The sequence below is a fragment of the Clostridioides sp. LIBA-2809 genome (assembly GCF_056688965.1).
Genome location: NZ_CP197004.1, coordinates 1044526 through 1060336 on the forward strand (window position 1 = coordinate 1044526; position 15811 = coordinate 1060336).

Consider the following 15811-nt stretch of genomic DNA (forward strand, 5'->3'; position numbering starts at 1 on the left):
TTTGGATGAAGAGAATAATATTAAGAGACATCATGTTTTTTGTTACTACATTATCTGTAATTGCAATATTATTGATTGTAGTAAATGTAACTACTAATGGTAAGATAAAATCAACAAGTGAATCTTATTTAAAGAGTGACAAAAATAGTGTAAGTCAAAATAATATTAAGAGTAGCACAAAAAATACTGCATTTAAGACTACTATACTAAGCACTGGTAAGTCAGACTGCATACTAATTGAGATAGGTGATAAAGTCATAATGATTGATACAGGAGAAGATAAAAATGGAAAACAAATAGTCGATAAATTAAAAGAAAAAGAAATAAACACACTTGATTATTTGATTTTAACTCATTTAGATAAGGACCATATAGGTGGAGTCGATAGTGTACTATCTAGTGTCAAAGTAAAGAATCTGATACAAGCAAATTATAAGAAAGACAGTAAACAGTATGATGAGTATACAGATTCACTTAAACAAGCTGATGTAGAACCAGTAGTACTGAAGGAAAAGATGAATCTTGAAATCAATAATGCAAAAATAAGCATACAACCAGCTTCAAAAAGTGATTATGAAAGTTCGAATGATTATTCAATAATGACTAGTATAAATTATGGAGAACACAAATTTTTGTTTGCAGGAGATGCAGAGGAAAAAAGGTTGGCAGAATTTATAAGTGAAAATACTTTGAAATATGATTTTGTTAAAATCCCTCATCATGGGAGATATGACAAATTAACTGAAGCATTTTTAGACTCTATATCCCCAGAATATGCTGTTATAACTTGTTCAGAGAAAAAAGCTCCAGAAGAGGATGTCTTAAAAATATTAGAAAAACTGAATATAAAAACATTTTTGACTTCTAATGGAGATGTAGTCATCAATAGTGATGGCAAGGTATTGAGTGTTAGACAATAATTTTTTTTAGAAAATCTTTGAAAAAATTTAAAAAAATCATTAGCAAATATTACCCCTTAAACATAGTATATTTTAGGAGCTGAAACTCCACATACAAAATAACTAGGAGGTAACATATTATGTTGGATAGATTTTTTGGTGAAGGCGGATTTGGCGGATGTGCTTGGTGGATAATAATATTATTCTTCTTATTCTTAGCATTCCAAGACTGTTGGGCTGAGATGGACTTATGTGCATGGATACCTTTCTTAATAGTATTATTAATACTTTGTGAATGCGGTGACGTTTTTGATGGAGGATGTGGATGCTAGAAAAATCAATTTAGATGATTTAACGAAGCTTATGGTGGGTATAAGTAAAATACCAAACCAATCACAATCTAGTGTTTGAAGGTAGTCGGAAATCCCCCGCTACCTTCTTTTTTTTATGTTTAAAATCTATTTTTGAATTATTTCATTTACATATAATAATTTTTACTATAAAGTCTGATATAATTAAAAAGAAAATAAATTTTATTTATAGGAGATGTAAAAATGGCTATAGTGGATAAGATTTTCAATGAGATAAAACTTATGGTCGCAAGACTTTTATTGGGAAAAAAATACAGTGAATATGAAGAAAAAGATTTAGTGTATAATACAGAAGAAGAAGTTATACTTATAACATTGAAGCGACTAGTTTTTCAAGGAAAAGTGAATGAAGCAGAAGAGATTTTATTTGATAAGGCTAACACTGTAAATACTGAAAATATGCAGTATATAGCAATAGAATTTTATACTATGCTTATGGAAAAAACTGATGAAGAATTAGAGGCTATGAATTTCTCTAAACAAGAAGTTTATCAAGGAATAGAAGATATTAGAAAAGTATTGAACTTAGAATAAAAGATATATGAGAATATTGAAATAAATTAATGATAAGGTGAGAATATTATATTTAGATATGTAGAATATAATATTCTTATTTTATTAGTTATATAGGTATATCTAAATTACAATAAAACTATCTTGAAAAAAATTAATCTTAATTGTATAATATTACTTTGAGTGAAAAAGTATTAACATTTTTTTATAAGATGTTTTACTAAAAAAATATATATAAATATACTGTTATCAATAAGAAATTTAATTTAGTGAGGTGTTAAGATGAAAGTAGGATTTGACCACAAAAAATATTTAGAAGAGCAGTCTAAATATATCTTAGAAAGAGTAAACAATTTTGACAAGCTTTATTTAGAGTTTGGAGGAAAATTGATGGGAGACCTTCATGCAAAAAGAGTACTTCCAGGATTTGATGAAAATGCAAAAATAAAAGTGCTACAACATATGAAAGAAAAAGTTGAAGTTGTAATCTGTGTATATGCAGGAGATATAGAAAGAAATAAAATAAGAGGAGACTTTGGTATCACTTATGATATGGAAGTTTTAAGATTAATAGATGATTTAAGAGGTTACGAGTTAGATGTAAACAGTGTAGTAATTACTAGATTTGAAGGACAACCTGCTACAACTGTATTTATAAATAAATTGGAACGTAGAGGAATTAAAGTCTATAAGCATTATCCAACAAAGGGATATCCGTCAGATGTTGAGACTATAGTTAGTGATGAAGGGTATGGGGCAAATGAGTATATAGAAACTACAAAACCAATAGTAGTAGTAACAGCGCCAGGTCCTAATAGTGGAAAACTTGGTACTTGTTTAAGCCAGTTATACCATGAAAACAAAAGAGGAAATGTAGTTGGATATTCTAAGTTTGAGACATTCCCAGTTTGGAATGTACCTGTGAAGCATCCTTTAAATATAGCTTATGAAGCAGCTACGGTTGATTTAAAAGATGTAAATATGATAGACTCATTCCATCTTGAAACTTATGGTGAAATGTCAGTAAACTACAATAGAGACTTAGAATTATTCCCAGTGCTTAAGAAAATAATAGAAAAGATAACTGGAAAAGAATCAATTTTCCAATCTCCGACTGATATGGGTGTTAATAGAGTTGGATTTGGAATAATAGATGATGAAGTAATAAGAAGAGCATCTATAGAAGAAATAATAAGAAGATACTTTAAAACTGCTTGTGAATATAAAAAAGGACAAGTTGACAAAGGTGCTTATGATAGAATGAAAATGATTATGGAAGAACTTAACCTAAAGCCAGAAGATAGAAAAGTTGTCTTACCTGCTAGAAATTACAGTAATAAATTAAAAGAAAATGCTGATAAGAATGATACTTGCCCTGTAGTAGCATTAGAGTTAGAGGATGGAACAATATTAACTGGTAAGGGTTCTGACTTAATGAATGGAACAGCAGCTGCAATATTAAATGCAATTAAACACTTAGCTAATATATCTGATGATATGCACTTAATATCACCTGTAATATTAGAACCTATTATAAATTTAAAAACAAAAACTTTAGCTAGTAGAAATGTGTCACTTAGTTGCCAAGAGGTTTTAACTGCACTTAGCATTTGTGCTGTAACTAATCCAACTGCACAATTTGCTATGGAAAAATTGGCACTATTAAAAGGGTGTCAAGCTCATTCTACTACTATACTAAATAGAGATGATGAACAAACATTTAGAAAACTTGGTATAGATGTAACTTGTGACCCAGAGTATCCTTCACAAAATCTTTACTATAGCTAAAATTATATAAAAAAATATGGGCTGTTTTAAAGTAATAGTTTGAGCAGTCCATTACAATTATAATAAAATCAGTAGGCTGTCTTATATAAGGCAGTCTTTTGTTTTTAAAACATCCCATTTAAATTAATATATATACTGTTATCCATAAGGAATTTTAAATTTAGTTCCTTGGAATACCTATTGTAAAGCTTTTATATAGTTTTTGCAAGTGTTTTTAAGGATTTTTTATAAATTATATTAAATTGGTTGATTATAGGATGCTTTATATATGGAAAATGTCAATCTATAAAGAGAATTATAAAAAAAAGAGCATAAAGAAACATAAGTTTGGTATAATTAAAAAGTAATCTAAATAAAATTAATATGTTTATATTTTAAAAGGTGATAAGGATGGAACTTCATAGAAAAATAATTCATATAGATATGGATGCTTTTTATGCATCTATAGAACAAAGAGATAATAAAAAATTAAAAGGAAGACCTGTTATTGTTGGTGGAAATCCACAAAGTAGAGGTGTAGTTGCAACCTGTTCTTATGAAGCTAGAAAATTTGGCGTACATTCAGCTATGCCATCAGCTGTAGCTTATAATAGATGTCCTTATGCAGTTTTTATAAGGCCTAGATTTGAAGTGTATAAAAATGTATCAAATCAAATAAGAGACATCTTTTATAGATATACTGATTTGGTAGAGCCGTTGTCTTTAGATGAAGCTTACTTAGATGTAACAAAAAATAAAAAAAATATTGATTCATCAATTGAGTTAGCAAAGCAAATAAAAAGAGATATACTTAGAGAAGTTGGTCTTACTTCTTCAGCTGGTGTTTCGTACAATAAGTTTCTTGCTAAAATTGCATCAGATTTAAAAAAGCCCAATGGGTTGACTGTAATAAATGAAAAAAATGCTCAAGAATTTTTAGATAAATTACCTGTAAATAAATTTTTTGGTGTTGGAAAAGTCACTTCAAATACTCTTAAAAATTTAGGTATAAAAACAGGATACGATTTAAGGTGTTTAAATTTATTTGAACTTGAAAATATATTCAAGAAAAAAGGTTATGAATTGTATAAATTTGCAAGAGGAATAGATGATAGACCTGTAGAGCCAAATAGAGTTAGAAAATCTGTTGGAGCTGAGACTACATTAAGTCATAATTTGGATATTGATGAAGAAGAAACACGCAATATCCTTGATGAACTTTGTGAAGAGGTATGTCATAGATTAAAAAACTCTGAAAAATTTGGAAAGACACTTACATTAAAAATTAAATATGAGGATTTCACACAGATAACTAGAAGCCTTAGCGTAGAACATTATATTGATGAATATAATGATATAAGAAGTTGTGTAGATAATTTATTAAGAAATGTTGAGATGAATAGAAAACAAATTCGGTTATTGGGAGTTACAATTTCAAACTTAAGTGATAAAAAAGAAACTTATAAAGATATTACATTATTTGAGTATATGGATAGTATTCAACCATAATTTTCTATTTAAATAAATTAATAGGCTATCTCAAAATAGAGATAAGCCTCTTTTTTATTGTTAAATGATGAAAATACATTTGATTTCATACAAAAAAGAGTACATCATGAACTGAAACATTCATTTTAAGACCCTCTTATGTTATTTTATGAGTATTTTTATTCTTTTTTTGTTTTTTAGATTATATAATACATAAATACGTTGCATCTGTAGCAATATTCAGACATATATTGACCTAAAAGTTGTACTTAGTTTACATAAAGCGAATAATATGATATAATTAAAAAAACAACTTATAGTATTGGTGAAGGTTGCTTGTCGATAGAGGGGATGATAAATTATGATAGAAATAAGAAATGTGACCAAGAAGATAGGAAATAATGTTATATTAGATGATATTTCTCTAACTGTAGAAACAGGTACACTGGTAGTTTTGATTGGTTCAAGTGGTTGTGGGAAGACTACAACTTTGAAGCTTATAAACAAATTAATAAAACCTACATCTGGTGAAATATATATTAATGGCAAACCAATTTCTCAGGAAAATGAAATAGAGCTTAGAAGAAAAATAGGATATGTTATACAGAACACAGGCCTATTTCCTCACCTTACAATAAAAGAAAATATAGAGTTAATTCCACGCCTAAAAAAGGAAAAGTCCGTTGAAGAAATTGAGAAAAGAACATTGCAACTACTTGAGATGGTAGGTCTTAATAGTGATGATTTTTTAAATAAGTATCCTTCAGAACTTAGTGGTGGTCAACAACAAAGAATTGGTGTTGCAAGGGCCATTGCGACTGATGCTGAAATAATATTAATGGATGAGCCTTTTAGTGCGTTAGATCCAATAACAAGGACATCTTTACAAGAGCAATTATTTTCTCTTCAAGATGAATTGAAAAAAACTATAATATTTGTAACTCATGATATGGATGAGGCTTTAAAGATAGCTGATAAAATTTGTATTATGAAGGATGGAAGAGTAGCACAATATGATACTCCAGAAAATATACTTAGAAAACCTGCAAATGATTTTGTAAAAGATTTTATTGGAGAAGATAGAGTTTGGGATAATCCAGAATATATAAAAGCAAGAGATATTATGATAAAAAATCCTATTGCCGTTACTTCAACGAGAACTGTAACTCAAGGGATAGAAATTATGAGAACAAGTAAGGTTGACAGTTTACTAATTATAGACAGAGCTAAAACATTAAAAGGCATTGTTACTGTAAAGGATATGAAAGACATTAATGATAAATCAATATTACTTTCTGATATTATGTCAAGAGAGCCTTTACATGTAAATGAAGGCGATAATTTAGTTGAGATACTGAATGTAATGAATCGTAATTCGGTTGGATATATTCCGGTTATTTCTGATGAGAATAAACTTGTAGGGCTAATTACTAGAAGTAGTTTACTTTCTGTTTTAAGTGAACAATTCCTAGAAATGGAGGTGAGTGTCCTTGGATAATTTTTTAAACTTTATACTATTACAAAAAGATAAGATTATAGAGCTTTTAATACAACATATGAGTTTAACAGTTACATCTATTCTGATAGCTATAATAGTTGGGGTTCCTCTTGGAATCATTATTTCAAGAGTCTCATCTCTTAGAAAAATAATACTTGGATTTGTAAACTTAGTCCAAGCAGTTCCATCTATGGCACTTTTGGGTCTTCTTGTACCCATACTTGGGATAGGAAGTAGACCAGCCATATTTATGGTAGTAGTTTACTCATTACTGCCAATTGTAAAAAATACGTATATAGGTATAACCAGTATTGACCCAGTGGTATTAGAATCGGCTAAAGGGATTGGTCTTACAAGAAATCAGACCTTATTTAAAATACAATTTCCTTTAGCGCTTCCTATAATAATGGGTGGGGTTAGAATCTCTGCAGTTACAGCTGTTGGTTTGATGACTCTTGCGGCGTTTATAGGTGCAGGTGGTTTAGGATATTTAGTATTTTCAGGTGTTCAAACTGTAAACAATAATATGATTTTGGCAGGGGCAATTCCATCATGTATAATTGCACTACTAGTTGATTATTTATTTAGTAAAATTGAAGTTGCAGTTACTCCAAAAGGATTAAATCCAAAAGCACCAAAGAAAAATTATATAGCACTTAAAGTAATATCTGTTGTAGTTGTAGTTTCAATGTTGTTTGTTGTTTTTAGTTCAAGTTTTTCAGGAAAGAAAGATACAATAACTATTGGTTCTAAAGATTATACAGAACAACTTATACTTGGTAATGTTTTTGCTGAATTAATAGAAAAAAATACAAATCTTAAAGTTAAGAAGAATTTAAATCTAGGTGGTTCGTCTGTTGCATTTAATGCAATTAAGTCTGGAGAGCTAGATATGTATGTAGACTATACAGGTACACTTTTGGTAAATGTAATGAAACATGCTCCAATTAAAGATGCTGATGAAGCATATAAGGTTGTAAAAGATACTATGGAAAAAGAAAATCAGTTAACTTTACTTGACCCTCTTGGGTTCAATAATACTTACACATTAGCCATGATGCCTGAGACTGCTGATAAGTATGGAATAAGCACTATATCTGATTTAACTAAATATAGTAAAGACCTTACTTTCTCACCAACTCTAGAGTTTGAAAATAGAGAAGATGGTCTTATAGGAATTGCTAGAGATTATGGCTTAAAATTCAAAGATGTAAAAGCAATGAATGGAAGTTTAAGATATACAGCTTTAGATAATAATGAATCTCAAGTTATAGATGCATTCTTAACTGATGGTCTTATTAAAAAGTTCAATCTTAAGATATTAGAAGATGATAAAAACTTCTTTGTACCATATTATGCAGCTCCATTAGTAAGAGAAGATACTTTAAAGAAATATCCTGATTTAGAAAAAGTAATGAATATGCTTTCAGGTAAAATAAATGAAGAAACTATGAGAGAACTTAACTATCAAGTTGATGAACTTGGTAAATCACCAGAAGATGTTGCTCATTCATTCTTAGTTAAAGAAGGATTAGTATAAAAAATTAATAGTTTATATCAAAACTTTAAGTTATAGATAATATTTTATATATTATCTATAACTTATTTTTATTTGTATCAAAATTATAACAATACTTTTTATTTATAATTAAGTTTCAAATTGAGTGAACAAGTACAACCAATTTTGAATATAAATATAGTAAATGTGCTTATATACAATTTTATTGTCTAGTTAATTAATATTGATACATAGTCTTTTTTCGATTAAATCGGAGGGAGGAGGTAGATTATTATGGATAATTATAAGAAAGTGAAGCAAGTATTATGGATAATTTTATTTGCTAATTTTGCAGTAGCGTTATTAAAAATCATTATTGGTAATCAAATCAAAAGTTATAGTATGACAGCTGATGGATTCCATTCTCTGTCAGATGGAGCATCAAATATAGTAGGTATCATAGGCATTTTCTTTGCATCTAAGCCAAAAGATAAAAATCATCCTTATGGACATAAAAAATTCGAAATTATAACTAGCTTATTTATTAGTGGTATGTTATTTGTTATAGCGATTAAGATAATTCTTAGTGCAGTATCAAGAATATCCAATCCAATTACACCTTCTATAACTATAGAAAGTCTAATTGCTCTAATCATTACACTTTTTATAAATATTTTTGTCTGTATATATGAATATAGGATTGGAACTAAATTAAATAGTTATGTTTTGATTTCAGATTCATTGCATACAAGAAGTGATATTTTTGTATCTTTAGGAGTGTTGATTACTTTAGTTGGTGTAAAATTAGGATTTCCAGTAATAATAGAATCTATAGTTCCTATTATTATTTCTGCATTTATAATTTACTCAGCTTATGGGATATTTAGACCATCTATTGGAATCTTAGTAGATAGAGTAGCTGTAGATGAGGATTATATAAGAGAAATTGTGTTTGAATTTAATGAAGTAAGAGATGTTCACAATATCAGAAGTAGGGGAAGTAAAAGCTCTATATATATTGATATGCATGTAATGGTTGACCCATTTATAAGTATAGAGCAATCTCATGCTTTAACACATAAAATCGAGAAACAAATACAAGAAGAGATTAATGAAAATGCGCAAGTAATAGTTCATATTGAACCTTTTTATAGCTTTTAATTTGATTAGAAAAGGTCAATTGTAAAAAATTATAATTTATAAAAAAAATATTATACCATAAATAATTTATAAAAAATATTTATGGTATAATATTTTTTATAAAGAAATTAAGTCTTAATATATCTAAGGAGGAATTTATAATGAGATACGTTGAATATGGCAAGACGGGGAAAATGGTTTCAGTAGTTGGTTATGGAGGATTAAGGTTTGATTTAGAGAAAAGCAACCAAGAAAATGCTGATTTAGTTAAATACGCATATGAAAAAGGTATTAATTATTTCGATACAGCACCAGGATATTGTGATGACAGAAGTGAAGATATATTTGGACTAGCTTTTAGACAAATGATAGATGAAGGTAAGACCGATTTTTATGTATCAACTAAAGAAAAACCGAAAGTATGCGATACATCAGAAAAAGCCATAACAGCAGTAAAAAAGTCAATAGAACGATTAGGCGTATCTAAAATAAATTTTTATCATGTTTGGAATATTAGAAAGATGGAGCATTATGAACTAGCTATGAGACCTGGGGGTCAATATGAAGGATTATTAAAATGTAAAGAAGAAGGATTGATAGACCATATAGTATTCTCATCACATCAACCAGGTGATGAAGTTATAGATATCCTCGATGAAAATAAGTTTGAAGGTGTAACTATGGGAATCAATATATTAAACTTTCCATATAGACTAAAAGGTGCTAAGTATGCTGTTGATAATGGATATGGTGTTGTAGCTATGAATCCATTAAGTGGTGGAACTATTCCAAAATACAATAAAGAGCTTTCTTTTCTAGCAAAAGATAGGGAAAGTACTATAGAAGCAGCTTTAAGATTTAATATAGGAATTCCACAAATAAACGTATCTTTGATAGGGTTTAATAAAAAGCAAGATATAGATGATGCATGTAAAATTGCGGATGAAAATAGAATTTATTCAGATGAAGATATACATGACATTGAAACAAGATTAAATCAAAATATGAATGAAATATGTACAGGATGTGGGTATTGTAAGGTATGTCCAAAAGGTATTAATACTCCAGCTTATATGCTTTTTTATAATGAAAAGCAGATGTTTAAAAAGAGTGATGAAGAGATGACAAAATTAGTTTATGGATTAGGGCATTGGAATTATACAATGAATAGTGATGCAAAAGCTGAAGAGTGTATATCTTGTGGAAAATGTGAAGTTGAATGTACTCAGCATTTACCTATAATTGATAGATTAAAAGAGATTAAAAAGTGGGAAGAAAATGGAGTTAATGATGTTACAGTATAATTAATTTATATCATACTTGAAATTTATTGTTTAGTAATATTTTAAAATATAATTTTAATATTTAAGGAGACAAGATATAATTTTGTCTCCTTAAATTATGTTTTTGTATTTTATAAAAATAAATACTATATATAGTATCTATTTAAATATAGCATTAATAAAGTGAATATTGTGGTTGTAAATAAAGAGTTATTCAATTACAATAAAACAAGTAAGGATATTATAAAGGGGAATTATTAAAATTAAAGGAATAAATTGTAGGTAGCAGCAAATCCTATATGATGAATGGATGGTGATATATATTGATGAGTAAAATATTAAAATACAAAAATGAGATGTTGTTGTTTATATTAGTTGTAATAACTTATCTAATAATAACTAAGATATTTTTTTCCAAGACTACTATATTTTATGACTTGAACAATACTTATGATGTATTGTTAGATACAGATACAGGTGTTTTATTCAATTTAAATGTATTTGCTATAAATCAAGATAATAGTAAACACATATTATTTTCAGCAATTATATCAATTTTTGCATATCCAATATACTTATTTTGTACTTCAATAGCAAATCCAGGGACAGCCGATTTTAATAGTGCTTATGGATTTGGATTAATTTGTCTACAAATAATAACTAGTGCTATGTCTATAACTTTAGTTTTTAATCATATTAAAAAGATAAAAATGCAGAGGTTAACTTTAATTTTACTTACTATGATAATGATATTTTCTTTCCCACAACTATTTATGACTTTAAATGTAGAGAGGTTTATATATAGTCAATTTTCATTAATATTTTTCATAGTTATTGCAAATAAGATGAAAGGAAAGTATTCTTATTTGGTGGAATTCGCTGCTATTCCTCTATTTGGAATAACTATTAGTAATATATATTTGTATTTTTTTAATATGATATTTGAATTTAAATTAAAAATAGGAAAAATGTTAAAACATTTAGCTACATTTATCTTAATGGCATACATTTGTGTAATTTCAACGAAATCTTATGAGAGTTTCATGAATCTTGGAAATGTAATACAGTATGATACTAAATTTATAAGTGGAGAACCAATTCTAGAAAAAATTGCAATGATTATAGAGAGACTACTATACTCAGTTTTTTATTTTCCTGGAGCAGCGTTAAAAAAAGGTCTATTTTTGCAAAATGGTGAAGTTTCAACAATACCAGTTATTCTTACATTATTAGCATTTTGTTTTTGTGTTTTATCAGTTATTGAAAACTCAGACAAAAGAGTACCTAAACTATGTATGGGAATAGTTATATTTAACTTAACTTTACATGGAATAATAGGATACAATCTAGTTAATTCAAGTATTATGGCTATAAATTTTAGTTTTGCAGTTATAGTTTTATTGGCTTACTTTACTAAAGCACTTAGAAAAAATGAAAAAAATATGTATAATATATTTCTATCATTGTTATTGGTTACTATAATAATCAGTAATGTAAATGGATTTATAGAAATTTTAAATATAGGAATAAAGTCATATCCTGTTTAAAAAATAATGTTGAAAGGGTAGTAAGTTTATGAAACAGACAAATACAAATATAAAGCTTCTTACTAAAATTTCAGATTATATAAAACTAATGAGAATAAAGCAATATATAAAGAATTTTTTTGTATTTTCTGCTATAATTTTTTCGAATAATATGCTAAATACAAATTTATTGTTAAAAACATTTATTGCATTTGTATGTTTTTGCCTTATGTCATCATCAGTATATGCATTAAATGATGCCATAGATATGGACAAGGATAAAAAACATCCCAAAAAACGCAATAGACCAGTTGCAAGTGGAAGAATAAGTAAAAGAAATGCTAATATACTATTTGTAATATTGGCTTTGTGTTCAATTTGTTTATCAACAGTTGTTAATTTTAATTTATCTATAATCCTTGTTCTTTATTTGATAAACAATATATTATATTCTCTTAAGTTAAAGAATATAATACTATTAGATGTGTTTTCCATATCTCTTGGATTTATACTTAGGGTCTATGCAGGGTGTGTAGCCATAAATGTCAACTTATCAAATTGGATAATATTATGTACCTTTTTCTTATCTTTATACTTAGCTTTTGGAAAGCGTAAAAAAGAAATAGTGACTTTAAGAGATGATGCAATTGAACATAGAAAGATATTAGAAGATTATGATATAGAAAATCTAAATCAAATGATGGTAGTAATGTTAAGTTCTACAATTGTATGTTATGCATTGTACTCTACAAGTAATCCAGAAAAGCCACATATGATATTTACAACCATATTTGTAGTTTATGGTGTACTTAGATATAATTATATAATTAATACTACAAATGAAGGGAATCCCACCGATATTGTATTAAAAGACAGTGCTTTAAAAATAAACGTAATATTATGGATAATTGCATGTTTTATAATATTAATTTTTTAGTGATAGGATGGGGAAATACTTATGAAAAAAAGTGTACTATTACTCGATATAGATTATACTGTTATAAATACTGATAGCATGTTAGATTTTTTTATTTATTCTTTAAAAAATAAAACATTTAAAACTATTATAAAGTTGCCATACATTATTTTTACTCTAGCTATGTATTTAATTAGAATAGTACCTTTGAAAAGAGCAAAAGAGGCAATCTTTCATCCAATAGTAGATTTTAGTGAAGAAGATTTAAAAATTTTTTTTGATGACTGTATAATGAAAAAAATTAACGAGTCTATGAAAAAAGTTATTTACAAAAACAAAGAAGAGCATAATGTTATAATTATGATAACAGCATCTCCATATGCATATATGAAATACTTTAAACATTATGGTTTTGCAGACGAGGTCATAGGCACTGAGTTATTTTACGAAAATTCAAGATATAAAAATCAATTCATTGGAGAAAACTGTAAGGGAATTGAAAAGATACAAAGAATAAAGACTGTGTTAGATAAGCTTGGGATAGAGATTGATTATGAAAATTCATATGCATATTCGGACTCTAAGAGTGATTTACCGATGCTTTCATTAGCTAAAAACGCATTTTTGGTTAGTAAAAAGAATGGTGAAGTTATAGAACAAATAAATTCATAACTTAATATCACTTAGAATAGGAGGGAATAGTTTGGGATATTTACACATATTAATTTTGTCTATGGTTCCTGTAACAGAATTAAGAGGAGCAATTCCTATAGGTATTGCAATGGGCTTAAATCCTATGTGGGTTTATGTATTTAGTGTAATTGGTTCTACCTTGGTATCAATTCCCTTGATATTAACATTTAGGCACATATTGCAATTTTTAAGAGGGAAAAAGCTATTTAAAGGGATTGCAGATACAATTGATAGGAAAATAAATTCAAGGATGAAAAAATTAAAAAGTGTTTCAATAATAGGTATAATACTATTTGTAGGGATACCACTTCCAACTACAGGAACATGGACGGCATCTGCTATAGCTTCTATATTAAAAATGAGAATAAAAGATGCTTTTATAGGAGTATTTCTTGGCAATTTGCTATCAGGAGTTATAGTTTCAGCTCTTTCTCTACATATAATATAAAACTATCCAAACAATATATTTGGATAGTTTTTTTGTGAGTAGATACAAAACTATTTTTAAAAATAGCCACAAAAACTGATGGAGTATTTAAATTCATTTAGCTCTAAAATGTTTACTATGGATAAAGAAATATAGTATAGTATTACTTGTGAGGAAAGTACTACAAATTTTCTTACAAGTAAAATAAAATTTTTATATGGAATAAGATTTCAATTACAATAAATTTTAATTAACAGAATAAGGAGGTTTTAAAGTGGAAAATTCAAACACTAATTTAGGCAATGAAAGTGTAGGAAAATTGTTATTTAAACTTGCTACACCCGCTATTATCGCACAAATTGTAAATGTTTTATACAACATAGTGGACAGGATTTTTATTGGTAGAATGGAAAGTGGAGAAGTTGCTATGGCAGGTGTTGGTGTAGCATTTCCAATAATAATTATAATAACTTCATGTAGTTATTTAATTGGTATGGGAGGAGGCCCATTAGCAGCCATAAAAATGGGTGAACAAGATAATGATGGTGCAGAGAAAATAATGAGTAATAGTTTTTCTGTACTAGTGATTTTAGCAATACTTTTAACTATAGGTTTTCAGATTGGAAAAGAGCCTCTGCTTTGGATGTTTGGGGCAAGTGAATCTACTATTGGATATTCAATGGATTATTTAAAAATTTATTTAATAGGTACAGTATTTGTTCAAATCTCATTGGGAATGAACACTTTTATAAATACCCAAGGATTTGCTACAACTGGTATGATTACAGTTGCTATAGGTGCTTTGATAAACATAATACTTGACCCAATTTTTATATTTGGTCTTAATATGGGTGTAAAGGGAGCTGCATTAGCTACTATAATTGCACAAGGTGTTTCTGCTATTTGGGTATTGGTGTTTTTATTTGGAAAGAAAAGTATACTTAAGATAAAAAAGAAGTATATGATACCTAAAGCAAGTATTATATTACCAGTCTTGGGGTTAGGAATATCTCCATTTATAATGCAATCTACAGAAAGTCTAGTACTTATAGCATTAAATAGTAAATTGCAGATGTATGGAGGAGATTTAGCGGTAGGCTCAATGGCTATAATGAGTAGTATAATGCAAATTCTTATGCTTCCTAATATGGGATTTACACAAGGAGCACAACCGATAATAAGTTACAATTATGGTTCAGGACAACTTGATAGAGTCAAAAAGACATTTAAATTATGTCTATTGTCATGTTTTACATATTCTACTATTTTGTGGATTCTACTTATGATGTTCCCTGCATTTTTTGTTGGTATATTTAATAATAATCCGCAGTTACTTAGCATGACTAGTTGGAGTATAAAAATATATTTTGCAGGTTCTTTTATGTTTGGAATTCAACTAGCTTGTCAACAAACATTTTTAGCACTTGGAAAAGCAAAGATATCTTTGATTTTAGCTCTTCTTAGAAAAGTTGTACTTTTAATACCTTTAATATTTATACTTCCAGCATTTTTTAATGAAAAACTTTTTGCAGTGCTTTTAGCAGAGCCAGTTGCAGATATAACAGCAGCTACTGTAACAGCAATCTGTTTCTTTGTATTTTATAAAAGTTCTCTATCAAAATCTAAAACAACAGAAGAATAGGATATATATAATAAAATTTCCATGAAAATATTTTAATAGATAAAAATTAGAATTTGTATTTTAATTTAATAAGATATTTTCTATAATGTATAAAGATATAAAGTCGAATTAATTTTAAAAATTACAGTAAGAAAAATGTAAGTATTTGCA

At 27.8% G+C, this 15811-nt stretch carries 14 protein-coding genes; all 14 read left to right on the top strand.

The window, feature by feature from the left end; all coding sequences use genetic code 11:
- Positions 1–5 precede the first annotated feature (5 nt).
- The 14 genes from blaAHM to ACTG44_RS05180 all read left to right on the top strand — a co-directional run bounded on the left by blaAHM (position 6) and on the right by ACTG44_RS05180 (position 15661).
- On the top strand, positions 6–920 hold the full coding sequence (gene blaAHM, locus ACTG44_RS05115) for an AHM family subclass B3-like metallo-beta-lactamase (RefSeq protein WP_479921418.1): 915 nt from the start codon (positions 6–8) through the stop codon (positions 918–920).
- A gap of 119 nt (positions 921–1039) precedes the next feature.
- Positions 1040–1231, top strand: a complete 192-nt coding sequence (locus tag ACTG44_RS05120; protein WP_021383686.1) for a hypothetical protein — start codon at positions 1040–1042, stop codon at positions 1229–1231.
- Positions 1232–1453: 222 nt separating this feature from the next.
- Complete coding sequence (locus tag ACTG44_RS05125; RefSeq protein ID WP_021383697.1) at positions 1454–1804, top strand: DUF6483 family protein; 351 nt, start codon at positions 1454–1456, stop codon at positions 1802–1804.
- Positions 1805–2065: 261 nt separating this feature from the next.
- Positions 2066–3571 carry a DUF1846 domain-containing protein gene (locus ACTG44_RS05130; protein ID WP_021383690.1) on the top strand — a complete coding sequence of 502 codons (1506 nt, stop codon included), beginning with the start codon at positions 2066–2068 and terminating at the stop codon, positions 3569–3571.
- Between the two features lie 390 nt (positions 3572–3961).
- On the top strand, positions 3962–5059 hold the full coding sequence (gene dinB / locus ACTG44_RS05135; protein WP_021383701.1) for a DNA polymerase IV: 1098 nt from the start codon (positions 3962–3964) through the stop codon (positions 5057–5059).
- Between the two features lie 340 nt (positions 5060–5399).
- A complete protein-coding gene (locus tag ACTG44_RS05140; protein WP_479919951.1) occupies positions 5400–6536 on the top strand; it encodes an ABC transporter ATP-binding protein in 1137 nt (378 codons plus the stop codon).
- A complete protein-coding gene (locus ACTG44_RS05145) occupies positions 6529–8076 on the top strand; it encodes an ABC transporter permease/substrate-binding protein (protein ID WP_021383707.1) in 1548 nt (515 codons plus the stop codon). Before ACTG44_RS05140 ends, ACTG44_RS05145 begins: the two co-directional genes overlap by 8 nt.
- Before the next feature lie 252 nt (positions 8077–8328).
- Positions 8329–9195: a cation diffusion facilitator family transporter gene (locus ACTG44_RS05150; RefSeq protein WP_021383688.1), complete on the top strand. Its 867-nt coding sequence runs from the start codon at positions 8329–8331 to the stop codon at positions 9193–9195.
- Positions 9196–9335: 140 nt separating this feature from the next.
- A complete protein-coding gene (locus tag ACTG44_RS05155) occupies positions 9336–10478 on the top strand; it encodes an aldo/keto reductase (RefSeq protein ID WP_479921419.1) in 1143 nt (380 codons plus the stop codon).
- A 305-nt stretch (positions 10479–10783) separates the two neighbouring features.
- On the top strand, positions 10784–12004 hold the full coding sequence (locus ACTG44_RS05160; protein WP_234781101.1) for a DUF6080 domain-containing protein: 1221 nt from the start codon (positions 10784–10786) through the stop codon (positions 12002–12004).
- Positions 12005–12032: 28 nt separating this feature from the next.
- Positions 12033–12920 (top strand): decaprenyl-phosphate phosphoribosyltransferase, encoded by an 888-nt coding sequence (locus ACTG44_RS05165; protein WP_479918304.1) that lies wholly within the window; start codon positions 12033–12035, stop codon positions 12918–12920.
- A gap of 21 nt (positions 12921–12941) precedes the next feature.
- Positions 12942–13571 carry an HAD family hydrolase gene (locus tag ACTG44_RS05170; protein ID WP_479921420.1) on the top strand — a complete coding sequence of 210 codons (630 nt, stop codon included), beginning with the start codon at positions 12942–12944 and terminating at the stop codon, positions 13569–13571.
- Positions 13572–13602: 31 nt separating this feature from the next.
- Positions 13603–14040, top strand: a complete 438-nt coding sequence (locus tag ACTG44_RS05175; RefSeq protein WP_021383745.1) for a COG2426 family protein — start codon at positions 13603–13605, stop codon at positions 14038–14040.
- Between the two features lie 253 nt (positions 14041–14293).
- A complete protein-coding gene (locus ACTG44_RS05180; RefSeq protein ID WP_021383746.1) occupies positions 14294–15661 on the top strand; it encodes an MATE family efflux transporter in 1368 nt (455 codons plus the stop codon).
- The last annotated feature ends 150 nt before the right edge of the window (positions 15662–15811 follow it).